The organism is Rhizobacter sp. P5_C2 (genome assembly GCF_054049715.1).
Window position 1 is genome coordinate 16,432 of sequence record NZ_JBFULV010000007.1, and the last position, 22,145, is coordinate 38,576.

Here is a 22,145-nt window from a genome sequence, read left to right on the forward strand (position 1 = left end):
ACTTCTTAAACGTCGCGCTCGCCGACGATCAGCGCCGGATGGCCGCAGATCGCGCGCGCCGTCTGCATGCCAGCCATCGTCGCGGCCTCGACGCAGCCGGCATTCAGCCCGGTGCGGATCCAGTCGCCGGTGACGAACAGGTTGGCGAAGCCGGTGCCATCGGTCGCCAAGCGGTAGCGGCTGCTGCCGACCACCGACAGCACGTAGCGCTCCGACGGGTCGACGTTGGCGCGCCAGTACTGGCTGTCGAAACGCGCCGGCCCGCGGGCGTCGCTCGGGTCGACCAGCAGCGGCCAGCGGAAGCCTTCGGCGGCGCCGACCGCGTTCGGCCACAGCGTGCCGATGCGCCGCTGCAACTGCTCGACGGCGCCGAGCCTCACCTGCTCGGCCATGCGCTTCGGGAACGCATGGTCGCTGTACGGCGGGTAGCTCGAGATCGGCAGCGCGCTGCAGAAGTAAGAGACGTTCTTCGGTGCGATCGCCGGCGGCCAGCGCTCGCGGCACAGCAGCTGGTCCATCGGCGCCCAGGTGTCGAAGGGCTCGCTGAACGCACTGAGCACCGGCTGCTGGCCGTCCGGGCCGGTGAGCGTCCAGCCGAGCGATGCCAGGTCCTGGTTCAGCCACACCTGGTAGGCCTGGGTCGCGACCGCTTTCACGTGCTCGCACGACGCCGCCAGCGCCGGGCTGCGCGCGACGAGCTGCGGGCACAGTTGCGCGACCGACGCGGCCGAGATGCCGAAGATCACCTGGTCGAAATCCGCGCCGAGCTTCAGCGTGCGCGTCGGCAGCGGCTGCCCGAAGGCGGCGGCGTAGACCTCGGGCCAGTCGCTCCAGTTCGATTCGAGGCTGATGCCGTGGCGGCGCAGCAGCGCGGCCTGCGCCGCGTCGAGCTGCTCGAAGCGCGGCGTGCTCGGCCAGCAGGCCAGGCCGTTCACGTCGACCAGCGGGTCGTAGCCCCTCGCCGCATCGGCGAGCGCTGCCTGCTGCGTCATGCGGATCTCGGCGACCTGGCGCCCGGCGGCGTCGGGCGCCAGCTCGTCGACCTTGTGGAAGAACTCGAACTTCACGCCGCGCTCTTTCAGCAGCTGGTAGAACGGCGTGAACACCACGTCGCCCATGCCGGCCTGCATCTTCCACATGATCGCGCCGTGGTAGTCGAAGGCCACGCGCAGCATGCCGCGCAGCATCGTGCCGGCCTCGATGTTCGGCTTGTCGAAGTTGCCTTCTTCGTAGGCGAACACCAGGTCGTAGAAGCCGACCACCGGCGCCGACTGCACCGTGACCTGCGGGTTCGCGCCGTGGCGGGTCAGCCAGGCCTGGAAGTCCTCGCCGTTGATCACGTCGAAGCCCTTCGTCAGCACCTCGTCCCCGATCATGCCGATGATGCTGGTCAGCCCCAGGTCGGCGCAGATGTAGAGGCGGCGCAGGTCGTCGGCGATGCTGCTGTCGGCCAGCAGGTCGTTGAAGCGCGCATGCAGCCAGGTGCGTACGCATTTCAGCGCGCTCGACTGCAGAAGATGATGCTCGGGCGAATGGTCGTGCAGCGCGGCCGGCAGCTCGGCGCTGAAGCGCTGCAGCGCAGCGAACGCGACGCCGACATCGCTGCACAGCGACATCACGTCATCCTCGACGTGTGCCGCGAGCCGATGCAGCCAGCTGCCGGCGTGCGTGTCGGCCTGGATCGCGCGGTGTGCGTGGCCGACCTGGCCGTGTGCCTCGGCATCTTTCAGCTCGCCGAGCCACTGCTTGATCCACTCGTAGCCGACCTGCACGATCTGCCACAGGTTCAGCGTCTCGCCGCCCTGGCCGGGCTCGCCGGGCATCGCCGGCGTCTCGATCGGCCACAGCCGCCAGTCACCATGCACGTGCTCGGTCAGCGTGATGAACTGCTGCGGCTTGAAGGCGTCGCGCCAGGTGCGCAGCGGCGCGCCTTCGGGCCGATCCAGCAGCTCGTAGGCGCGCTGGATGGTCTTGAACGCGTTGTCGTAGAAGCCGAACCAGATGTGCAGCCCGTGCTCCTCGATGCGCTGGCCGAGCGCGGCATTGCGCCCGCTCGCGCCCTTGCCGCCGAGCCGCCAGCCCATCTGGTAGACGGTGATGTCGCATGCATTGCGCCAGCCCGGCTGGTCGGTCAGGTAGAAGGCCGCGGTCATCGCCGCGACGCCGCCGCCGAGGATCGCGATCTTCTTCGGCGCGATGCGCGAGTTGTCGTACAGCTCCTCGCCGGCCGGCACCTCGAAATCCATGTCGATGTGGAAGGGCAGGATCGCCGGCTGCGCGCCGAGCTTCAGGCCGAGCGTGCGGTCGAGGGGGAAGCTCGCGAACGGGTGCAGCGTGCAGGTGTAGTCGTCGCCGAGCAGCTGCACCTGGCGCACCGCCTTCACGGTGGCCGGCGCCGCGATCAGCGCCTGGTAGACCGCCTTGATGCCGGCCGCATCGGGCAGCTGCTTCAGGAAGATCTGCGCGACGCTCGGGCTGCGCAGCATCTGCGCGATCTGCTCCCAGCCGGCGCGGTCGAGCGCCAGGAAGCCGGGCAGGTTGGCGGCCAGCAGCTCGATTGCCTGCTCGATCAGCTCGGGCAGGCCGCCGAGGTCCTGGCGCGTGCCCTTGCCGGTCGTCGCGCTCACCTCCAGCAGCGGGTGCACCTGCAGCACCGAGTCCGGACTGAACGGCTGGAAGCCCTTGGCCGCCAGCGTGAAGCGGGTGGCCGGCTCGCCGTCGGCCGGCATCGTGTGCTCGCACTGGTACTTCGGGTAGCCGAACAGCTCGCGCCCGTTGATCAGCGCCATGCAGTCGTCGACCCAGATGTGGCAGGGGTAGAAGAAGACGCGGCTCACGCCGGTCTGGCCGGCGAGCACCTGGCCGACCATCACCCAGGTGACGATGTCGGTCTCCTCGCCCCAGCCCTTGGCCGCGTCCGACGGCCTGGCCGATTGCGCATGCTGCACCTGCGTGAAGGTCAGCATCACGAACGGCGACAGCACCTTGAAGCTCATCGTGCCGCCGGCCACCGCGGTCAGCGTCTCGTCGACCGTGGCCTGCAGGCGGGCGAGCTCGCCGTGCACGAAGAATCCGTACATCCGCGAGCGGTTCAGCCTCAGCGGCGGGTGCATCAGCGGCGAACCGCCGGGGTAGATGAAATCAGGGCGGTTCGGTGCTGCTTCGGTCATGGGGCCGAAGTATTACCGCGATGTCGGATAAGTCACGCTTTGTCACCCATTCCAGGGGTGGCAGGATTTCACGACCTGCGGCACCTCCATCGCGAATCGCGATGGAAGACCCTCGATCAGCGATCGTCGAACTGCATGCTGGCCAGCGTCGAGGGCCAGCCGGTGGCCGGTGCGCCGCCGCCGCGGAAGCGCCGCTCGACGGCCACCGGTTGCGGCAGGCCGGGGAGCGAGAAGGGCACGAACTTGCGGCGTTGCGCGGCGCGGCGCCGGAGCCACCACAGGCCCGCGAGGGCCAGCGCGGCGAGCAGGGCCACCGCGATCAACATCCAGGACATCATCGACATTCCAATACAGCAACCGCGGATTGTCGCAGGCGGGCTTCAGTCGCCGGTAAGCCGTTGTCGCTGGGCCAGCGCCGGGAACAGCTTCATCCACAAGCCGGCGACGACCAAGGTGCCGACGCCACCCAACAGCACCGACCCGACCGGCCCGAGCAGCGCCGCGGTGGCGCCCGACTCGAACTCGCCGAGCTGGTTCGACGCACCGATGAAGATCGAGTTGACCGCGCTGACGCGGCCGCGCATCTCGTTGGGCGTCTCGAGCTGCACCAGCGTCTGCCGGATCACGACGCTGACCATGTCGGCCGCGCCGCTGACCCACAGCGCGATCAGCGAGACGACGAAAACCTTCGACACCGCGAACACCAGCGTCGACAGCCCGAACAGCGCGACCGCGGCGAACATCAGGTGGCCGACGCGGCGCTGCAGCGGCCAACGCGTCAGCGCGATCGACATCGCAAGTGCGCCGACCGCCGGCGCACCGCGCAGCAGCCCGAGGCCCCAGGGCCCCACCTGCAGCACGTCGCGCGCGAAGATCGGCAGCAGCGCGGTCGCGCCACCCAGCAGCACCGCGAACAGGTCGAGCGAGATCGCGCCCAGCACCACCGGCCGGTTCCAGATGAAGCCGACGCCGGCCAACACCGTGCGCAGCGTCACCGGCTCCTTCGGCGGCGGCACGTGCGGGTGGCCGATGCGCAGGAACAGCACCGTGGCGAGCGCGAACAGCGCAGCGCAGACGGCGTAGACGACGTCGGCCCCCGCCACGTAGATGAAGCCACCGATCGCAGGCCCGCCGATGATCGCCGCCTGCATGCCGCCGGAGCTGAAGGCCATCGCGCGCGGCAGCGTGTCGGCCGGCACCAGCAGCGGCACCATCGCCTGCTGGGCCGGCATCTGGAAGGCCTTCGCGCAGCCGATCGCGATCGACAGCAGCAACAGCAGTTCGCGGCTGGCCCAGTGGCCGTGCGTCGCGGTCGCCAGCAGCGCAGCGATCGCCAGCTGCACCGCCATCGAGAGCGCGAGGATGCGGCTGCGGTCGTGCCGGTCGGCCACGTGGCCGGCGACCAGCGTCAGCAGCAGCGCCGGCAGGAACTGCAGCAGCCCGACCAGGCCCAGGTCCCAGGCGCTGCCGGTGAGTTCGTACATTTCCCAGCCGACGGCCACCATCAGCATCTGGTTGGCCATGGTGGCCGCGACCCGCGCGTACCAGAAGCGCATGAAGGACGGCAGCGAGAACAGCGAGAGCGGAGCGGCGGGGAGTGTGGACACGGAACTGGGAGGAAAAAGGGAGGGGGTCAGGGGCAGTTGCAGCCCTTGTCGAAAACGATGCGCCAGACGCCCGGCGTCACCTGGCGCCACACCGACGTGAAGCTCGCGACCGGCTTGCCGTCGGGGTCGAGCACCGGGCCGGTGCTCAGCGCGAGCTCGCCGGAATCGAGCACCTCGACCTTGTCGGGGCGCCACGAGAACGGCGGCTTGTCGCCCTCGTAGAAGCGTTTCCAGCCCGCCGCGACGGCGGCCTTGCCGCGCAGCGGCACGGGGCCGGAGAAGAACACGGTGTCGTCGGCAAGGAAGCTCGTGAAGGCCGCGTGGTCGCGGTCGGCCATGGTCTTCGCGAACGCGCGCTCGGTGTCGGCGACCTGCTGTTCGAGCGTGGCGCGGGGAATGACGGGTACGGCGCAGGCCGACAGCCACAGCGCCGACGCGATCACCAGTGACAGGCGGCGGCGGAGGCGGGCGATGGACTGCATGGAGGCAAGGGCGTCAGGGGGGCGATGTTACGACCGCCGCGGCGTCGCCTTGGCGTCGAAGGCCTCGCCGGTCGCGAAGAAGCGGCCGCCGGCGATGTAGTGCACCGTGCTGCCCGCCGCGGCGTCGAGCCAGTGGCCGTCGGCGAACAGGCGCGGGTCGGCCCAGGCGGCGACCACCTCGCCGAGGAACAGGTCGTACTGGTTCTGCAGGTGAGGCTCGGGCAGCAAGCGGCATTCGAGCCAGGCGGCGCAACCTTCGAGCAGCGGCGCTTCGATGCGGGTGGCCTCGAAGGCCGACAGGCCGAACGCGGCGAACTTGTCCTCACCGGGCGGCAATTCGCTGGCCGAGATGCCGCCGACCGCCAGCGTCGCCTCGGCCTGCGCCCGCGTCGGCACGTTCAGCGCGAACGTGCCGGAGCCTTCAACGAGGCGCCGCGTGACCGTGCTCTTGTCGAGCACGACGGCGACCTTGGGCGGGTTGAAGTCGAGAGGCATCGACCAAGCCGCCGCCATGATGTTGCGCTGCCCGCCGTGTGCGGCGCTGACCAGCACGGTCGGCCCGTGGTTCAGCAGGCGGTAGGACTTGGCGAGCTCGACGGGTGCGTGCATGGGGTCAGAACGGAGCGGGGCTGTGGAAGCGCAGCGTGCGGCCATCGACCGGGTGTGCCAGCTGCAGCGATTGTGCGTGCAGCAGCAATCGCGGCGCCTTCGCAAGGGCTTCGGGCGGGGCGTAGAGCGCGTCGCCGACGATCGGGTGGCCGAGCGCCAGCAGGTGCACGCGCAGCTGGTGCGAGCGGCCGGTGACGGGCTCCAGCATCACGCGCGTCGTGCCGGCCGCCGGGTCGCGCTGCAGCACGCTGTAGCGCGTCAGCGCCGGCTTGCCGTCGATGGGGTCGACCTTCTGCCGCGGCCGGTTCGGCCAGTCGGTCAGCAGCGGCAGGTCGATCTCGCCGTGCTCCGGGCCGACCAACCCGTCGACCACCGCGATGTATTCCTTGTGCACCTCGCGCTGCGCGAACGCGTGGCTGAGCCGGCGCTGCATCTCCTTGCCACGGGCGAACAGCATCAGCCCGGAGGTCGACATGTCGAGCCGGTGCACGACCAGCGCATCGGGCACCTCGGCCTGCACGCGCACGGCCTGGTTGTCGAGCCCGGCTTCGCCGCGGCCGGGCACCGCCAGCAGGCCGGCCGGCTTGTCGACCACCAGCATCGAATCGTCGAGGTACAGGAAAGCGGGGCTCATCGGTGCAACACTGGCGGGCATGAACGAACAGGCATTGGCCCGCGCGCGGGCATTGATCTCACGCGGCGGCCGCCGCATTCTCGGCCTGATCGGCGCGCCGGGTGCCGGCAAGTCGACGGTCGCACAGCAACTGGTCGACGCGCTCGACGGCGCGGCGGTGCTGCTGCCAATGGACGGCTTCCACCTCGCGAACGTCGAACTGGCCCGGCTCGGGCGGGCCGGCCGCAAGGGTGCGCCGGACACCTTCGATGCGGCCGGCTACACCGCGCTGCTGCAACGCGTGCGAGCCGGTGGCGATGCCATCGTCTATGCGCCGGAATTCCGCCGCGAGATCGAGGAGCCGATCGCATCGGCCATCCCGATCCCCGCCGACGTGCCGCTGGTGGTCACCGAAGGCAACTACCTGCTGCTCGAGCGCGATGGCTGGGCCGGCGTGAAGCCGCTGCTCGACGAGGCCTGGTATGTCGATGTCGACGAGGCGTTGCGCCGGCACCGGCTCGTCGAGCGCCACATGCGCTTCGGCCGCAGCGAGGCCGAGGCGCGTGCCTGGGAGGCCGGCACCGACCAGCCGAATGCCGCGCTGATCGAGGCGACCGCGGCACGCGCCGACTGGCGCTGCGCGGTCTGAAATTACTGGCGGCTGTAGGTGATCTTTTTCGCGCCGCCTTCGCAGCTGCCGACGACCTTGGCATCGCCCGCCTTGTCGGCATCGACGATCTCCAGCACGTAGCCGGTGACCTGCTTCGCGTCGAGCTTGGCGGCGATCTCGGTCTTCAGTTCGTCGCAGGACTTGCCGGCGGCGAAGGCGGGGGCGGCGGCCAGCGTCATGGCGGCCAGGGCAAGGGTGAAGGTGGCTTTCATCGGGTTCTCCGTGGGGTTGTCTTTTGGGATTTCAGGACGGTGGTCCGGCGCGCATGGTGCCACGCCGCGCGAACTCAGGGGCAGCTGCGCACTTCGCGGCCGGTCCACTTGAGGGCCGGATCGGGGCGCTCCAGCTGGTCGGCCAGCACGCCGCTGAGCCGGCCGCTGTTGCCGAACGCGAAGTTGCCGCCGTAGTTCACATCGGCGATCAGCCAGCGGCCGTCGATGCGGTTCAGCACGACGGTGTCGGTCCAGCCGGTCGCGTCGAGCTTGCCGCCGGCGTCGAAGAACATGCGCACCGGCACCCACGCGATGTCGCGCGCGAGCCGGGCCGGCTGGGCCTTCACGCGGCTCGGGCCCTCGAACAGGCTGGAGTAGAGATCGCCCTCGACGAACGGCGGCTTGTCGCCCGGCTGCGTCGCGAGGAAGGCCTCGTCGTAGCGGTGCGCCGTCTTCAGCAGGCATTGCAGGCGCGGCGTCAGCATCGTGGCGATCAGCTTCAGCGCCGGTTCGTCCGGTGCGCCGCCGTTCGGCAATTGCGCGATGCGCAGTTCATAGAAGGCCTGGACGGCCGACTGCGGGTTGGCGTCGGCCGCCTGCGCGGCGCCTGTGGCGATGGCCGTGGCGAGCGCGGTCGCGAGCGTCAGGGCGACGGCCAGGAGACGACGGGCCGGCAGGGATGGAGGGCGCATCGGCGGATTGTCCCTGGCCGCGCGAGGCCGGGGCGCGTCAGCAATTCACGCCCGGTGCGGGTTCGTCGTGACAGCTTGTCAGCGCGACGCCGCGCGCACGCGCCAGATCACGTTGCCGACGTCGTCGGCCACCAGCAGCGCGCCCTGCTTGTCGAGCGCCACGCCGACCGGGCGGCCCTGCGCGTTTTCCCCGGCCGACAGGAAACCGGTCAGCACGTCGACCGGCGGCCCGGCCGGCCGGCCTTGCGCGAACGGCACGAAGATCACCTTGTAGCCGCTGTGCGGCTTGCGGTTCCACGAGCCATGCTGGCCGATGAACATGCCGTCGGCGAAGGCGGGCGGCAGCGCGTTGCCGCGTGCGGCTGCGAGCCCGAGCGATGCGGTGTGCGGCCCGAGCGCATAGTCGGGCGCGATCGCGCGGGCCACCATCTCGGGCTGCGGCGGCTTCACGCGTTCGTCGACGTGCGCACCGTAGTAGCTGAACGGCCAGCCGTAGAAGGCGCCATCTTTCACCGAACTGAGGTAGTCGGGCACCAGGTCGCTGCCGATCTCGTCGCGCTCGTTGACGACAGTCCACAGCGCGCCGGTCTGCGGCTCGAAAGCCATGCCGTTCGGGTTGCGCAGGCCGGAGGCGAACACGCGGTGGGCGCCCGTCTTGGTGTCGATCTCCCAGATGGCCGCGCGCCCGGCTTCGGCCGCGAGGCCGTTCTCGCCGACGTTGCTGTTGGAGCCGACGGTGGCGTAGAGCTTGCTGCCATCGGGGCTGGCGATCAGGTTCTTGGTCCAGTGGTGGTTGATGGTGCCGGCGGGCAGGTCGACCAGCTTGGTGCCGCTGCCTTGCAACTGCGTCACACCAGGCGTGTAGTCGAAGCGGACGACGGCATCGGTGTTGGCCACGTAGAGGCTGTTGCCGACCAGCGCCATGCCGAACGGCGATTGCAGGTTCGCGAGGAACACGCTGCGGGTCTCGGCGATGCCGTCGCCATCGGCATCGCGCAGCAGCGTGATGCGGTTCGCGCTGGGCACGCCGGCACCGGCCTTCTTCATCGTCATCTTCATGAACCAGCCGCGGATGCCCTTGCCGTCATCGGGCTTGGGCGGTGCGTTGGTTTCGGCGACCAGCACGTCGCCGTTGGGCAGCACGGTGATCCAGCGCGGATGGTCGAGGCCGCTGGCGAACGCCTGCACCTCGGTGCCGGGGGCGGCGGTGGGCTTCACGCCGCTGGGCCAGCCGGTGGCCGGCGCGATGTTGACGAGCGGGATCAGGCTCTTGTCGGGCGGCGGCAGCTTCGGGTTCGGGCCGGTGCCGTCGGCGACCTGCAGGTTGGCGGTGCCGCCGCAGGCGGCGAGCGCGAGGAGGGCGATCAGGCTGGCGAGGGGCGTCAGGCGAAGTGTCATGGCTGCCACTGTCCGACCGGGCGCGGAGAACGGCTGTAGGCCGGCGGGCCGAGGCGGTGTCGGACGGCGCCGCATCGCGCGGGCTGTGGGCATCGTCCGACAGGCATCGGCGAACCCGACTGACGGCGCTCCGTCGGGTCGGCGCCTAAGGTTGAGGCGTCTCAGGACAAGGTTGCGGTGGCATCGGTGCCGCTGCACTCGCTCAACCAGATCGCCTGCGGGCGCATGACAGGAGAGAACCATGAACAAGCACACTCTGACGACGACGGCTGCGGCAGTCCTGCTCGCAGGCGTGGCCCTCACCGGTTGCGGCAAGCGCGAGTCGGCCGAATCGACCGCGGCGAACACCAACGACAGCGTGATCGCGCAGGCAGAGCAAAAGGGCCGCGATCTGAAGGCCGATGCATCGAGTGGTATGGACCAGGCGAAGCAAGCCGGCCGCGACATGGCGCAAGACGCGAAGGCCGCGACCGACAAGGCCGGCGACAAGGTCGCCGATGCGGTGATCACGACCAGCGTGAACGCCGAGCTGGCGAAGGATTCGAGCCTCAGCGCGCTGAAGATCAATGTCGACACCGCCAACGGCCGGGTCGCGTTGCGTGGCACGGCGCCGAGCGAGGCAGCGCGTGAACGCGCGACTCAGCTGGCGTCGAACGTGAAGGGGGTTGTCAGCGTCGACAACCAGTTGAGCGTGGAGCCGGGGAAGGGCTGATCTCAGTTTCAATCTTCTTTTTTGGGGGGAGGCATGAATGCTTCCCCCCTTTGCGCTCGCTCGAAATTTTCCGTGTGTCGCTCCATCGCCAGCAGGCTGTTGGCGATCTGCAGCAGCGTGGGAGGTTGAGGCGGATGAATGACTGAAGCCTGCCTCGACGGCTGCTGCTTCTCCACCTTGATGGGGATCTTTTTCACGCGCCTCGGACTCCCCAACTGATTGCGGAATTCATATTTGACGGGGGACGCACCCCGCTTCGGCGTGAGCCGCTCGTGGTCGGCAAGGGACGCACCTTTGCGGACATGAACCTGCACAGGAGCCCGTGGCGGAGTTGGCGCTGGTTTCTTTTCGCGAGGAAGAGAAGGGCTGGATCGCGTCTTGCCGGCGCGCGATTTTGACGTGTGCGGCGGGTCAATGATCTTCAGCACTCCCCGAAGCTCGTCGAGCGAGTCACGCGGGCGCACCGAAATTTCCATGGATGCGCGGCGCTTTTTCAGCACTTGCGAGGCGTCTCTTGGACGTCGTGTCCGTGTGGTAGATGCCGCCTTCTCGTCAACAAGGCTGCCGGCGCGAGTGCCATTCCGCCGCCCCCCACCTGCGTCAGGAGTTTTTTCTTCATCACCGACCGGCATTCTTCCCGGGACGGTGCTGCATCGGGTCGCGCGATGCATGGCTCGCGCTTGCGGTGCGGGACCCGCCAACGAATCCTTGCGGCGCAGCGAAGGACCTGAGTTCCGTGTGAGTGGTGGGTTGGACTGAAGAAGAAAAGTCTCCGCCGACTCGCGACGGTGCTTCATTTCAACATCCAGTCTTTCGGCCCGGCTCGCTTGGGGAGGCCCGCCAACGGGTTCACGCCGCCTGGTAACGGGTGGCGAGTGAGAAAAACTGCGCTGGGATGGAACAGCTCTTTCTTTTCGCATGTCGGACTCCTGGGCCGCCGCCTGTCACACGGTGAAGGCGCGCGATGGTTACGAGTGCGCTCAAGAGAGCGTCTCTTTCAGGTCTTGTGTCGTCTCCTCGCTTTTCTCCTGCAACTTCTTGAGGGCTTCCTTCTGCGAAGCAATTTCTGCGAGCAGCACCTCCTTCTGATCCCTCCACTTCTTTTTCTCGTCCTTGTGACGCAGATGACGCTGTTCCAGCATCGCGATATGCCCCAGCACACCCGTCATGCGCGGATCCGCGGGCAGGGGCATCTCGTCCAGCTCGTCGTCCAGCGGTGGGATCAACCAATGATCTCGTGCCGGAAGCTGGCCGATCTGCGAGACGCCGCCATGCCTGTCATTGCCGTCCGCCGAGCTGGCCTTCTTTTTCTTCTTGTACAGGGGGTTGATCAGTGGCGGCTGCGACGATCTCCTTCTCCCTCTGGGGCTCTCGTGTGAACGAGCACCAGACCCTGCGTTCGCGGTTGCTGGCGTCGGATCGGGTTGCCCGGGGGGAGCCGACTTCTGCGTGGTCTTTCGAAGCAGACTCCAGGCCCTCTCCGTCGCGGGGATCTGCCGCTGGTGGGTGGCTGCCGTACCGTGCGCCGTCCCCTCCTCCCAGGAGCTTGTCAGCCGTCGTGGCGACGCTCGGGTCAGTCTGGGGCTGATGGATTTTTTGGCCGAACCCTTGTTCGGGCCGAACACAACTCGTCGCGGCGAAGCGGGTACCGCTTTTGTCGGCCGCGTTGGTTGCTGCGAACTGTTCAGCTTCGGAGGAATGGAGCTCGATCGCAGCTTCAAGGCTTCGTTCTTGGTGCCGTCTGCGCCTTGTCGCTCCGAGTTGATTCGGTCTGCGATCTTCTTGGGCCTCACCTGTGAATAGTGAAGACCGCCCGTTGATGATTTCTGAAGAGGCTCTGTGGATGCGCTCCGTGTGCGCTCCATCGATGGGCTGCGGGACACCACCTGTTGTCTGCTGGACACCTGATTTCCTTGGTAAGCGCATTCGCAAACCGAATGCGCCTGCTGAGTCACCCTGGCGGCCGGAGAGTTCCGCGCAAACCCCAAAAAGCAAAAGGGCCACCGCAGGGTGGCCCTTGTAGCTACCGAACATCGTTCGGGGAAGAACGAGACGGGGGTCTTGGCGCCGGGTACGGGTTCCGGACTCCGCCCAGTGGTGCGGTCGGTTTGTCGCCTTGATGAAAATGGATTGTGCCGAGGCGCTGTGCTGCCCATCCATCGAAAAGCACGATGAAAGCAACGCTTGTCATGCGATGTCAGGAGCAAGCGGATAAGCTCCCGCCCTCGCGCGCCGCCGGACCACCGATCCATGCGTCGCCCCGCTCCTCCCAACCCGTGGAGATCCCTCGCGTGTTCCGCTACTTCGAGAACCTGCTGCACCCGTACCCCGATGCCGTGCCGGCACCCCCGCCGCGCGGTTTCTTCGCGTTCGTCTGGGCCTGCACGCTCGGCTCGCGCCGCTTCGTGCTCGGCATGATGATGCTCACCGCCGCGCTCGGCGTGTTCGAGGCACTGCTGTTCAGCATGATGGGGCGCGTGGTCGACTGGCTCGGCGCCACGCCGGCGCGCGAGCTGTGGCCCACGCACAGCGGCACGCTGCTGCTGCTGGCCGCGATCCTGCTCGCCAGCCCGATCGCGGTGGCCTTGCAGACGCTCTTCAAGCACCAGGCGCTGGCCGGCAACCTGCCGATGCGGCTGCGCTGGAACTTTCACCGGCTGATGCTCGCGCAGAGCATGAACTTCTACCAGGACGAGTTCGCCGGCCGCGTCGCGGCCAAGGTGATGCAGACCTCGCTCGCGGTGCGCGACACGGTGATGATCCTCACCGACATCCTCGTGTTCGTCGTCATCTACTTCACGACGATGGCCGCGGTGGTCGGCAGCTTCGACGCACGCCTGCTGCTGCCCTTCCTGGTGTGGCTGGGCCTGTACGTCGCGGCGCTGCGCTTCTTCGTGCCGCGCATGGGCAAGATCGGCCAGGCCCAGGCCGATGCGCGCTCGCTGATGACGGGCCGCATCACCGACGCCTACACCAATATCGCCACCGTCAAGCTGTTCTCGCACGCGCAGCGCGAGGCCGGCTTCGCGCGCTCGGCGATGCAGGAGTTCATGCAGACCGCCTATGCGCAGATGCGGCTGGTGAGCGCCTTCGAGATCGTGAACCACAGCCTGAGCATCGCGCTGATCATGTCGACCACCGGCGCCACGCTGTGGCTGTGGGTGCAGGGCGAACTCGGCATCGGCGCGGTTGCGGCGGCCACCGCGATGGCGCTGCGCCTGAACGGCATCTCGCACTGGATCATGTGGGAGATGGCCTCGCTGTTCGAGCACATCGGCACGGTGCACGACGGCATCAACACCTTGTCGCGCCCGCAGGCGGTGGTCGACCGGCCCGATGCGCGCACGCTGTCGGTGACGCGCGGCGAGATCCGCTTCGAGCAGGTGGGCTTCGCGTACGGCGGCAGCAAGCCGGTGATCGACGGGTTGTCGCTGCACATCCGCGCGGGCGAGAAGATCGGGCTGGTCGGGCGCTCGGGTGCCGGCAAGTCGACGATCGTGAACCTGCTGCTGCGGTTCTACGACATCGAATCGGGCCGCGTGCTGATCGACGGGCAGGACATCGCCGGCGTGACGCAGGACAGCCTGCGCGCGCAGATCGGCATGGTGACGCAGGACACCTCGCTGCTGCACCGCTCGGTGCGCGACAACATCCTCTATGGCCGGCCCGATGCGGACGACCTGCAGATGGTGGCGGCCGCGCGCCGCGCCGAGGCGCATGAGTTCGTCCAGGGCCTGACCGATCCGAAGGGGCGCCAGGCCTACGACGCGCACGTCGGCGAGCGCGGCGTCAAGCTGAGCGGCGGCCAGCGCCAGCGCATCGCGATCGCGCGGGTGATGCTGAAGGACGCGCCGATCCTGCTGCTGGACGAGGCGACGAGCGCGCTCGATTCCGAGGTCGAGGCCGCGATCCAGGCGAGCCTGTACCGCCTGATGGAAGGCAAGACGGTGGTGGCGATCGCGCACCGCCTGTCGACCATCGCCGCGATGGACCGGCTGGTCGTGCTCGACAAGGGCCGCATCGTCGAGGAGGGCGACCACCGCAGCCTGCTCGCGCAGGGCGGGCTGTATGCGCGCTTGTGGGCGCACCAGAGCGGTGGGTTCCTGGGGGAGGAGGCGGAGGAAGAAGGCGACGTTTCCTCCGCCGGAGCGCAACGGGTTGCAGCGGACTCAGTCCTCTGAGAGCGCTGCTGCCATGCTCAACGGGGCGAAATCTGGTGGAGCTTGGTGGAATCCAGCGTCGTTTACCGATTGCCAGATGAACGCGGCGTGCAACTGAGCCGCGCCGCGCCGCAGCTGGTTGGGTGAGAACACGTGAGCGGGCTCCTGCTCGACTGCTGCTGGGCTGGCTCTGCGACGAATTTTCTCCTCGACGAAGATATCTCCCCTCTCGTTGAGCTGCAATCTGAAATATGCGACGCGTGGTCCGCGCGCATCGTCTTTCATCGCCACCCATGTTGGTTCGACTGCATCTTTGTAGCCGCTCAGCCGCGCCGCCATGTCCAACATTTCGCGCCGCCTGTCGGGCGGGAACAAATTGAGGGCTGCCGCGACATAGGTCTTCTCGTCGCGAGCGCGGCGCACAGCCTTCGGCTCTTGCTCGGCCAATGCTCTGTGCGGCTGTTGTGGCCAGATCCGAAACCAATGGCTTGCCGCTCTGTGCCGCTGATTGGGAATTGGCGCTTCTTCTCTCGCGGGCGTCCGAGGGGGAGCTCCCCTTCTCCCGACCCTGTCGGTGAACCTTTTGATCATGGAAGGTGCGCTCGAAGTTCAATTGCTGCCTGAGTCACGCCCGGGCGCAAGAGGTTCCATCCGCCCTATCCCGAACTCTTCTTCGCCCGCACCGGCACCGCCGCATTGCAGACATTGATGTGCCGCGGGCTGTGCACGAACCATTCTTCGCGTCGCACGCGCCGGGCGTCGAGCAGGGCGCGCCATGTCGCGGTGTCGGTGCGCATCACCTCGATCGCCGGGCGTTCGGCGTCCGGCATGTCGGCCAGCAGGCGCACGCGGCGGATGCCGCTGCGCTGCTCCGGTTGCGCATAGAAGCCCATCTCGGCGGTGCCGCGCGGCAGCGAGGCCAGTTCCTGGATTCCTTGCAGCACGCGGCCGACCAGCGTGATGTTGAGGTCCAGCCCGCGCGGTGCCTGGCCGATCACCGCATACAGCTCGCTGCCGTTGCTGCTGTCGACCGCCATGTCGCGCCCGGCGCCGACCATGCCGTAGCAGTGGGTCAGCCACGCGCGGCCGTTGCGCGGATCGGCCGCTACCGGCATGCCGTCGACGAAGCCGGTCACCGGCGCCCAGCCGTCGGTGTCGGGCAGGCGGGTGATCGGCAGGCCTTTCAACGGCACCGAGAACTCGGCGGGCAGCTTGCGTTGGGCGGTGCCCAGCGACCGGGCCTTGTCGGCCGACTCGGCGTCGGGGTCGCCCCATTGCGCAACGTAGTTGTCCTGCACGCGCACGACGGCCAAGCCATCGAAGAAGCCTTCATGCACCAGCGTGCGGATGTTCGCGACATGCTGGGGCGCGAAGCGCGGTGCCAGTTCGATGACGATCGGGCCGCTGCGCGGATCGGCGAGCTCCATCACGAGGGTGTCGGCAGGCACCAGCGGGCGCCAGTCGGTGGCGCCCGAGCGTTCGATCACCTCGGCGACGGTGGGCGGCGCGGCGAAGGCCCCCGGTGCGGAAATCAGCGCCAGCGCGGCGCAGAGCGCACCGGGAAGGGAACGCAAGAAAGGCATGGGCCGACTCCATGAGGACAGGGAGCGGCCACGATATCAGCCCCGAATATCAGTCCCCCAGATCAGCGGTGGCCGTCCCAATCGCGCCGGTCATGGTCGCGGTCACGCCAGTCGCGGCCCGGTCCCGGGCTGTAGTACGGCGCCGGCTCGACCACCACGGTGCGCTGGCGGTAGCCGCGGGGTGGCACGACGATGCAGGCGCTCAGCAACTGCGTCACGGCAACGATGCCGACCAAGCCCAGCATGCGGCGGTTCAGAAAGCGTTTCATCGTGGGTCTCCTGTAGGCCGTACAGCGGCCTCGCCATGACAACGGGTGCCGTCGCCCCGATGTTGACGCCCCCGCGTTGCTGCGAGGTAAAGGGCGGGTATCCGTCTGTTCGGCGTGGGACCGCAGCGCCGCTATCCGACTTCGATGACCGGCGCCGCGCGCCGCTGCCGCTCCAGCATCCACAGCAGGTAGACCACGATCGCGACGTTCAACAGCAGCGTCGCGACACGCAACGGGCTCACCCGCTGCAGCAACTCGTAGAGTTCCACCGGCACGTAGATGGCACCGCCCGCCGCGCCCAGCCAGGCACCCCAGCGGTAGCCGCGCCACAGGCCATACGCTTCGGCCAGCCGCACGCTCGCGTACAGCGCCGCCAGGCCGGCCAGCAGCCACAGCCGGGCATCGGTGAGTTGCGAACTCGCTTCGAGAAAGATGTGCGGGAAATGCCGGTCCGGGTCGAGGTGCAGCCCGGCGATCAGGGCCTCGGCCAGGTGGCGCACGTCGCGGTGCAGCAGCGACAGCAGGCCGAAGCCGCCGGCCAGCACGGCCAGGCCCTTGATCGCCTCGAACAGCGCGACCAGCTGCATCGTGCGCGGCGGATGGGGGCGCGTTGTCACGATGTGCTCATGAGGTCAGCGGCCGCGCAGCCGGCGCGTCGATCACCAGATCGCTGCGCGGTTGCGCCACGCACGGCAGGATGAATCCTTCGGCCTTCTCATCGGCGCTCAGCCCCGGCCAGTCGATCGCGTACTCGACGCGGCCGCTGACGAGCTTGCAGATGCACGCACGGCAGGTGCCGTTGCGGCACGAACTCGGCAGCCGCAGGCCGGCCAGTTGCGCCGACTTCACGAGGCCTTGCCTCGCCGGCGCCGCGAAGCGGAACCCGCTTGGTTCGACGACGGCCTCGAAGCTTGTTGGCGCGGCAAGGGCGGCGTCCTCGCCGCTCATTCGGCCGACGCCTCGTCCAGGAACCTCACCTTCACCTTGCGGCCCTTCAGCTTGCCGCTGTTCAGCCGCTGCAGCGCCTGCTTGGCGATCGCCCGGTCGACGGCCACGTAGGTCGAGAACTCGCCGACCTGGATCTTGCCGATCTGCGCCGCGGTGAAGCCGGCCTCGCCGGTCAACGCACCCAGCACGTCGCCGGGGCGGATCTTGTCCTTGCGCCCGCCGAGGATCTGCAGTGTGCGCATCGCCGCGGTCAGCGGGCCGCCGCCGCTCGGCGTCAGCTCGGCCAGCTTGTGCCATTCGGATTCGCGCCCCTGCACCTTCTCGATCTGGCCGACGCGGCCCATCTCGTCCATGTTGGCCAGGCTGAAGGCCCAGCCCTCTTCATCGCCGCGGCCGGTGCGGCCGATGCGGTGCGTGTGCACCTCGGGATCGGGCGTGATGTCGACGTTGATCACCGCCTCGAGCTGCGCGATGTCGAGCCCGCGCGCCGCCACGTCGGTGGCCACCAGCACCGGGCAGCTGCGGTTGGCGAACTGCACCAGCACCTGGTCGCGGTCGCGCTGCTCCAGGTCGCCGTGCAGCGCGAGCGCCTGCACGCCCTGCGCCTGCAGCACGTCGACCAGGTCGCGGCACTGCTGCTTGGTGTTGCAGAACGCGATCGTGCTGGCCGGGCGGAAATGGTTCAGCAGCAGGCCGACGGCATGCAGCCGCTCGTCGTCCTTCACCTCGTAGAAGCGCTGGCGGATCTTCGCGGCGGCATGCTGCTCGCCCAGCTTGACCTCGCGCGGCTCGCGCAGGAACTGCTGGCTCAGCTTGGCGATGCCCTCGGGGTAGGTGGCCGAGAACAGCAGCGTCTGCCGCTGCTTCGGGCAGCGCTTGGCGACCGCGACGATGTCGTCGAAGAAGCCCATGTCGAGCATGCGGTCGGCCTCGTCGAGCACCAGCGTGTTCAGCGCGGCGAGCGACAGCGTCTCGCGCTCCAGGTGGTCGAGGATGCGCCCGGGCGTGCCGACGACGATGTGCGCGCCGTGCTCCAGGCTCGCGATCTGTGGGCGCATCGTCGCGCCGCCGCACAGCGTCAGCGTCTTCACGTTGTCTTCGGCGCGCGCGAGGCGCCGGATCTCCTGCGTGACCTGGTCGGCCAGCTCGCGCGTGGGGCACAGCACCAGCGCCTGCACGTCGAAGCGCTTCGCATCGAGGCGGGCCAGCAACGCGAGCGCGAAGGCGGCGGTCTTGCCGCTGCCGGTCTTGGCCTGCGCGATCAGGTCGTGGCCGGCCAGCGCGATCGGCAGGCTGGCGGCCTGGATCGGCGTCATCGTCTCGTAGCCGAGGCGGGAGAGGTTCTCGAGGGTCGCGGCGGAAAGGGGCAACTGGCTGAACGGGAGCGCTTGGGTCATGCGCCCGATTATCGGTGCGCGCTCCAGTCGGTGGGTCCGGCGGCCACTCAGCGTGCGGCCGCCCGTGCCAGCACGCGGCTCGCCGCCGATTCCGCGGACAGCCGTTGCGTCAGGTACTCGGCCAGCCGCACGTGCTGGCTGTACACGACGTTGAAGCGCAGGTGCGGGTCGCCGGCGTTGTCGGCCATGAAGGTGGCGCCGCGCGCCAGCAGGATGCCGTTGCGGAAGGCGTCTTTCACCAGCTCGTCGATGTCGATGCCGTGCGGCACGGCCCCCCACAGGAAGAGGCCGCCCTCTCCGGGGTGGTCGAGCAGCACGCCGGCCTGGCGCAGCTGGCGGGTCGCCAGGCCGCGCGCGGTGCCGAGCTTCTGCTGCAACCGGTCGATGTGCTTGCGGAAACGGCCGGTCGACAGCAGCTCGAGCAGCACGTATTCGTTCAGCGAGGCGGTGGTCAGCACCGAGAGGATCTTCTCGCGCAGCAGCGGCTTCAGCCACTGCGGCTCGGCCGCGATGTAGCCCAGGCGCAGCGCCGGACTGAGCGCCTTGCAGAAGCTGGAGTAGTAGATGACGTTGCGCAGCTCCGACAGCTGCGCGAGGCGCGTCGGGTGGCCCGGGTGGAAATGGCTCTGCACGTCGTCCTCGGCGATCAGGAAGCCGTGGCGGTCGGCCAGCCCGAGGATGCGGTGCAGGTTGGCGGCGCTGCTGCTCCAGCCGGTCGGGTTGTGCAGCACGCTCTGCACGAAGAACAGGCGCGGCCGCTGCGCGGTGCAGGCGGCCTCGATCTGCGCCAGGTCGGGCCCGTCGTGGCGGCGCGTGATCGGCACGATGCGCACGCCCATCTGGCGCAGCCGGTCGAACAGCAGGTGGTAGCCGGGGTTGTCGACCATCACCGCATCGCCCGGCTGCAGGAAGCTGCGGCAGATCAGGTCGATCGCATGCGTGCCGCCGTAGGTCGTGAGGATTCGGTTCGCATCGGCCGCGATGCCCTGGCCGCGCATCAGCGTGGAGATGCGCTCGCGCAGCTCGGGCAGCCCCTGCGGCGGGCAGCGCGCGGCCATGCCGCCGTTGGCGCGCGCCAGGCCGCGCTGCACGACGGTGGCGGGGATCGCGTCCTCGAGCCACGAGACCGGCAGCGAGCCGGCGCTGACCGGCAGCAGGCCGGCGCGTTGGTCGTGGGCCTGCTGCACGAGCCAGACGGCGTCCTGTTCTTCGCCGGCTTCGAGCAGCGCCTCCAGGGCCGCCGGGGCGGCGGCCTCGCAGACGAAGAAGCCGGCGGTGCCGTGCGACTCGACGACGGCCGCCGCGACCAGGCGGTCGTAGGCGGTGACGACGGTGTTCGGGCTCACGCCCAGCTGCCGCGCCAGCGTGCGGATCGACGGCAGCTTGGCGCCGGCCGACAGGCGCCCACTGTCGACCAGCGCGCGCAGGCGGGTCTCGATCTGGTCGGCGAGCGGCGCGGGGGAGTCTCGGTCGAGGGAGAACACGGGGCGTCCTTGGGGTGTTCAGCGAGGGGTTCAGCGGGTGAGTAGCAGCACGGCCAGCACCGCCAGCGATCCCGCCATGATGGCATTGAACGCCTCGCGCCAGCCGGGTCGCGTCAGCACGCGGCGCAGGCCGGCGCCGAACAGCGTCCACATCGAAATGCACGGGAAGTTGGTGGCCAGCGTGACCGCCAGCACCAGCAGCGCGGCCACGCTCGTCGGCATGCCGGTGGGCATGAAGACCGTCGCGACGGTGACCGACTTGAGCCAGGTCTTCGGGTTGACGAACTGGAACGCGGCGGCCTCGAAGAAGCCGACCGGCTGCGCGAGTTCGGTGCCGAACACCACCGGCGTGGTCAGCTTCCACGCCATCCACAGCAGGAACAGCGCGCCGGCGATGCGCAGCACGTCGTGGATTGCCGGGTGTTTGGCCAGCAGCGTGCCGAGGCCCATGCAGGCCAGCCAGGTCTGCACGCCGCCGCCGATGCTGACGCCCAGCAGGTGCGGCAGGCTGCGCCGGTAGCCGAAGTTCGCACCCGAGGTGGTCAGCAGGATGTTGTTCGGGCCGGGCGTCGCCGACATCAGCAGCGAGTAGCTCAGCAGGGGCAGCAGGTCGTTCATCGGGTCTCCTTCAGGGTGGAGACGAGCTTAGGAACGGTGCTGTGCGGCGTGAAGCTACAGGTGTGGGGCCGGGCCGCGGCACTGTATCAATCGGCGCGGGCGCACAGTTTCAGCGCGGGCCCGCTGGGCTACGCTCGGCGCACTTCGCATTTTCCTCGGACCCGACCATGGACCTGCCGATCTCCTGGCGCGATGTCGACATCGCTGCCGCCCACCTCGATGGCGTGGCCCACCGTACGCCGGTGGCCACCTCGCGCACCGCCGACCTGCGCACCGGCGCGCAGGTGTTCTTCAAGTGCGAGAACCTGCAGCGCATGGGGGCCTTCAAGTTCCGCGGCGCCTACAACGCGCTGGTGCAGCTGGATGCCGAGCAGCGCCGCCGCGGCGTGATCGCGTGGTCGTCGGGCAACCACGGGCAGGCGATCGCGTTGTGCGCCAGCCTGCTGGGCCTGCCGGCGGTGGTCGTGATGCCACAGGACGCGCCGGCGCTGAAAATTGCCGCGACGCGCGGCTATGGCGCCGAGGTGGTGCTGTACGACCGCTACCGCGATGACCGCGAGGCGATCGGCCAGCGGCTCGCCGCCGAACGCGGGCTGACGCTGATCCCGCCGTACGACCACCCGCTGGTGATGGCAGGGCAGGGCACGGCCACCAAGGAGCTGATCGAGGAGGTCGGCCCGCTCGATGCGCTGTTCGTCTGCACCGGCGGCGGCGGCTTGCTGAGCGGCAGCGCGACGGCGGCCAACCACCTGTCGCCCGACTGCGCGGTGTACGGCGTCGAGCCGGAGGCCGGCAACGACGTGCAGCAATCGTTCCGGCGCGGCGAGCGCGTCGGCATCCCGGTGCCGCAGACCATTGCCGACGCGGCACAGACGCAGATGGTGGGCGCGCTGACCTTCCCGGTGATCCAACGCCGCGTGCGCGACATCCTCACCGTCAGCGACGCGCAGCTGGCACGCACGATGCGTTTCATCGGCGAACGGATGAAGCTGGTCGTCGAGCCGACCGGCTGCCTCGGCGCGGCGGCGGTGCTCGAGGGCGTGCTGCCGCTGGCGGGCAAGCGCGTCGGCGTGATCCTGAGCGGCGGCAACATCGATCTCGGCCGGTATGGCGAGCTGGTCGCCGGCGCATGAGCCGGCCGATGCAGACGTGGCGGGGCAGCTGCCATTGCGGGGCGGTCCGCTTCGCGATCGAGACCGACTTTCCGGAGCTGACCACTTGCGATTGCTCGATCTGCCGGCGCAAGAACGCGCTGATGGTGAAGGTGCACGAGAGCCGCTTCAGGCTGCTCGCGGGCGAGGCCTCGCTCACCGAATACCGGTTCCACACCCGCACCGCGCGGCACTTCTTCTGCAGCGCGTGCGGCATCTACCCGTTCCACCGCAAGCGGGTGACGCCTGAATTCGTCGGCGTCAACGTGTTCTGCCTCGAGGGGTTCGATCCGGCCGGCATCCCGGTGCGGGCGACGGTCGGCGCGGCGATGGCCTGAAACCGTTCAAGTCGGCGGCGGGCTCGCCGATA

Annotated in this window: 24 protein-coding genes; 5 read left to right on the top strand and 19 right to left on the bottom strand. The window is 68.9% G+C overall.

Annotated features, from left to right (window positions below; translation table 11 throughout):
- Positions 1-5: 5 nt before the first annotated feature.
- From ACXJLU_RS03835 to ACXJLU_RS03860, 6 genes are all read right to left on the bottom strand, one after another.
- Positions 6-3,170: an NAD(P)-binding protein gene (locus ACXJLU_RS03835; protein WP_457329153.1), complete on the bottom strand. Its 3,165-nt coding sequence runs from the start codon at positions 3,168-3,170 to the stop codon at positions 6-8.
- 116 nt (positions 3,171-3,286) lie between these two features.
- Entirely contained in the window at positions 3,287-3,505 is a 219-nt protein-coding gene (locus tag ACXJLU_RS03840; RefSeq protein ID WP_457329154.1) for a hypothetical protein, read from the bottom strand.
- A 45-nt stretch (positions 3,506-3,550) separates the two neighbouring features.
- Positions 3,551-4,777, bottom strand: a complete 1,227-nt coding sequence (locus tag ACXJLU_RS03845; protein ID WP_457329155.1) for an MFS transporter — start codon at positions 4,775-4,777, stop codon at positions 3,551-3,553.
- Between the two features lie 26 nt (positions 4,778-4,803).
- Positions 4,804-5,259: a YybH family protein gene (locus tag ACXJLU_RS03850; RefSeq protein WP_457329156.1), complete on the bottom strand. Its 456-nt coding sequence runs from the start codon at positions 5,257-5,259 to the stop codon at positions 4,804-4,806.
- A 27-nt stretch (positions 5,260-5,286) separates the two neighbouring features.
- On the bottom strand, positions 5,287-5,868 hold the full coding sequence (locus tag ACXJLU_RS03855; protein ID WP_457329157.1) for a flavin reductase family protein: 582 nt from the start codon (positions 5,866-5,868) through the stop codon (positions 5,287-5,289).
- Positions 5,869-5,872: 4 nt separating this feature from the next.
- On the bottom strand, positions 5,873-6,502 hold the full coding sequence (locus ACXJLU_RS03860; RefSeq protein ID WP_457329158.1) for a pseudouridine synthase: 630 nt from the start codon (positions 6,500-6,502) through the stop codon (positions 5,873-5,875).
- A gap of 19 nt (positions 6,503-6,521) precedes the next feature.
- Between ACXJLU_RS03860 and ACXJLU_RS03865 the strand changes: the two genes are divergently transcribed.
- Complete coding sequence (locus ACXJLU_RS03865; RefSeq protein WP_457329159.1) at positions 6,522-7,130, top strand: nucleoside/nucleotide kinase family protein; 609 nt, start codon at positions 6,522-6,524, stop codon at positions 7,128-7,130.
- Between the two features lie 2 nt (positions 7,131-7,132).
- On the opposite strand, the gene ACXJLU_RS03870 is transcribed toward ACXJLU_RS03865, so the two are convergent.
- The 3 genes from ACXJLU_RS03870 to ACXJLU_RS03880 all read right to left on the bottom strand — a co-directional run bounded on the left by ACXJLU_RS03870 (position 7,133) and on the right by ACXJLU_RS03880 (position 9,453).
- Positions 7,133-7,363 (bottom strand): DUF1161 domain-containing protein, encoded by a 231-nt coding sequence (locus ACXJLU_RS03870; RefSeq protein ID WP_457329160.1) that lies wholly within the window; start codon positions 7,361-7,363, stop codon positions 7,133-7,135.
- Between the two features lie 74 nt (positions 7,364-7,437).
- A complete protein-coding gene (locus tag ACXJLU_RS03875) occupies positions 7,438-8,055 on the bottom strand; it encodes a YqhG/Tai3 family protein (RefSeq protein ID WP_457329161.1) in 618 nt (205 codons plus the stop codon).
- Positions 8,056-8,133: 78 nt separating this feature from the next.
- Positions 8,134-9,453 carry a PQQ-dependent sugar dehydrogenase gene (locus ACXJLU_RS03880; RefSeq protein ID WP_457329162.1) on the bottom strand — a complete coding sequence of 440 codons (1,320 nt, stop codon included), beginning with the start codon at positions 9,451-9,453 and terminating at the stop codon, positions 8,134-8,136.
- Positions 9,454-9,694: 241 nt separating this feature from the next.
- Between ACXJLU_RS03880 and ACXJLU_RS03885 the strand changes: the two genes are divergently transcribed.
- Positions 9,695-10,165, top strand: a complete 471-nt coding sequence (locus ACXJLU_RS03885; RefSeq protein ID WP_457329163.1) for a BON domain-containing protein — start codon at positions 9,695-9,697, stop codon at positions 10,163-10,165.
- A gap of 8 nt (positions 10,166-10,173) precedes the next feature.
- Here ACXJLU_RS03885 and ACXJLU_RS03890 read toward each other — a convergent pair whose 3' ends face one another.
- Positions 10,174-10,665 carry a hypothetical protein gene (locus tag ACXJLU_RS03890; protein WP_457329164.1) on the bottom strand — a complete coding sequence of 164 codons (492 nt, stop codon included), beginning with the start codon at positions 10,663-10,665 and terminating at the stop codon, positions 10,174-10,176.
- Between the two features lie 480 nt (positions 10,666-11,145).
- Positions 11,146-11,886: a hypothetical protein gene (locus tag ACXJLU_RS03895; protein WP_457329165.1), complete on the bottom strand. Its 741-nt coding sequence runs from the start codon at positions 11,884-11,886 to the stop codon at positions 11,146-11,148.
- Positions 11,887-12,456: 570 nt separating this feature from the next.
- Here ACXJLU_RS03895 and ACXJLU_RS03900 point away from each other — a divergent pair.
- Positions 12,457-14,346, top strand: a complete 1,890-nt coding sequence (locus ACXJLU_RS03900) for an ABC transporter ATP-binding protein (RefSeq protein WP_457329233.1) — start codon at positions 12,457-12,459, stop codon at positions 14,344-14,346.
- Here the strand turns inward: ACXJLU_RS03900 and ACXJLU_RS03905 are convergent.
- The 8 genes from ACXJLU_RS03905 to ACXJLU_RS03940 form a co-directional block, all read right to left on the bottom strand.
- A complete protein-coding gene (locus ACXJLU_RS03905) occupies positions 14,335-14,772 on the bottom strand; it encodes a hypothetical protein (protein ID WP_457329166.1) in 438 nt (145 codons plus the stop codon). The genes ACXJLU_RS03900 and ACXJLU_RS03905 overlap by 12 nt on opposite strands.
- A gap of 209 nt (positions 14,773-14,981) precedes the next feature.
- Positions 14,982-15,908, bottom strand: a complete 927-nt coding sequence (locus ACXJLU_RS03910) for a peptidylprolyl isomerase (RefSeq protein WP_457329167.1) — start codon at positions 15,906-15,908, stop codon at positions 14,982-14,984.
- 62 nt (positions 15,909-15,970) lie between these two features.
- Positions 15,971-16,177 (bottom strand): hypothetical protein, encoded by a 207-nt coding sequence (locus ACXJLU_RS03915; protein ID WP_073464463.1) that lies wholly within the window; start codon positions 16,175-16,177, stop codon positions 15,971-15,973.
- 131 nt (positions 16,178-16,308) lie between these two features.
- Positions 16,309-16,794, bottom strand: a complete 486-nt coding sequence (locus ACXJLU_RS03920) for a DUF2127 domain-containing protein (protein ID WP_457329168.1) — start codon at positions 16,792-16,794, stop codon at positions 16,309-16,311.
- Positions 16,795-16,801: 7 nt separating this feature from the next.
- Complete coding sequence (locus ACXJLU_RS03925) at positions 16,802-17,125, bottom strand: 2Fe-2S iron-sulfur cluster-binding protein (RefSeq protein WP_457329169.1); 324 nt, start codon at positions 17,123-17,125, stop codon at positions 16,802-16,804.
- Positions 17,122-18,522, bottom strand: coding sequence for an ATP-dependent RNA helicase DbpA (gene dbpA / locus ACXJLU_RS03930; protein ID WP_457329170.1), 1,401 nt, complete (start codon positions 18,520-18,522; stop codon positions 17,122-17,124). The genes ACXJLU_RS03925 and dbpA overlap by 4 nt, the downstream gene beginning before the upstream one ends.
- 47 nt (positions 18,523-18,569) lie before the next feature.
- Positions 18,570-20,006: an aminotransferase-like domain-containing protein gene (locus ACXJLU_RS03935; protein WP_457329171.1), complete on the bottom strand. Its 1,437-nt coding sequence runs from the start codon at positions 20,004-20,006 to the stop codon at positions 18,570-18,572.
- 30 nt (positions 20,007-20,036) lie between these two features.
- Positions 20,037-20,624, bottom strand: coding sequence for a LysE family translocator (locus tag ACXJLU_RS03940; RefSeq protein ID WP_457329172.1), 588 nt, complete (start codon positions 20,622-20,624; stop codon positions 20,037-20,039).
- A gap of 167 nt (positions 20,625-20,791) precedes the next feature.
- Here ACXJLU_RS03940 and ACXJLU_RS03945 point away from each other — a divergent pair, with 167 nt between their 5' ends.
- Together ACXJLU_RS03945 and ACXJLU_RS03950 are read left to right on the top strand one after the other, a co-directional pair.
- Entirely contained in the window at positions 20,792-21,757 is a 966-nt protein-coding gene (locus tag ACXJLU_RS03945) for a threo-3-hydroxy-L-aspartate ammonia-lyase (RefSeq protein ID WP_457329173.1), read from the top strand.
- A gap of 8 nt (positions 21,758-21,765) precedes the next feature.
- The gene (locus ACXJLU_RS03950) at positions 21,766-22,113 is read left to right on the top strand and encodes a GFA family protein (RefSeq protein WP_457329174.1); all 348 of its coding nucleotides are present in this window, start codon (positions 21,766-21,768) and stop codon (positions 22,111-22,113) included.
- Positions 22,114-22,145 lie beyond the last annotated feature (32 nt).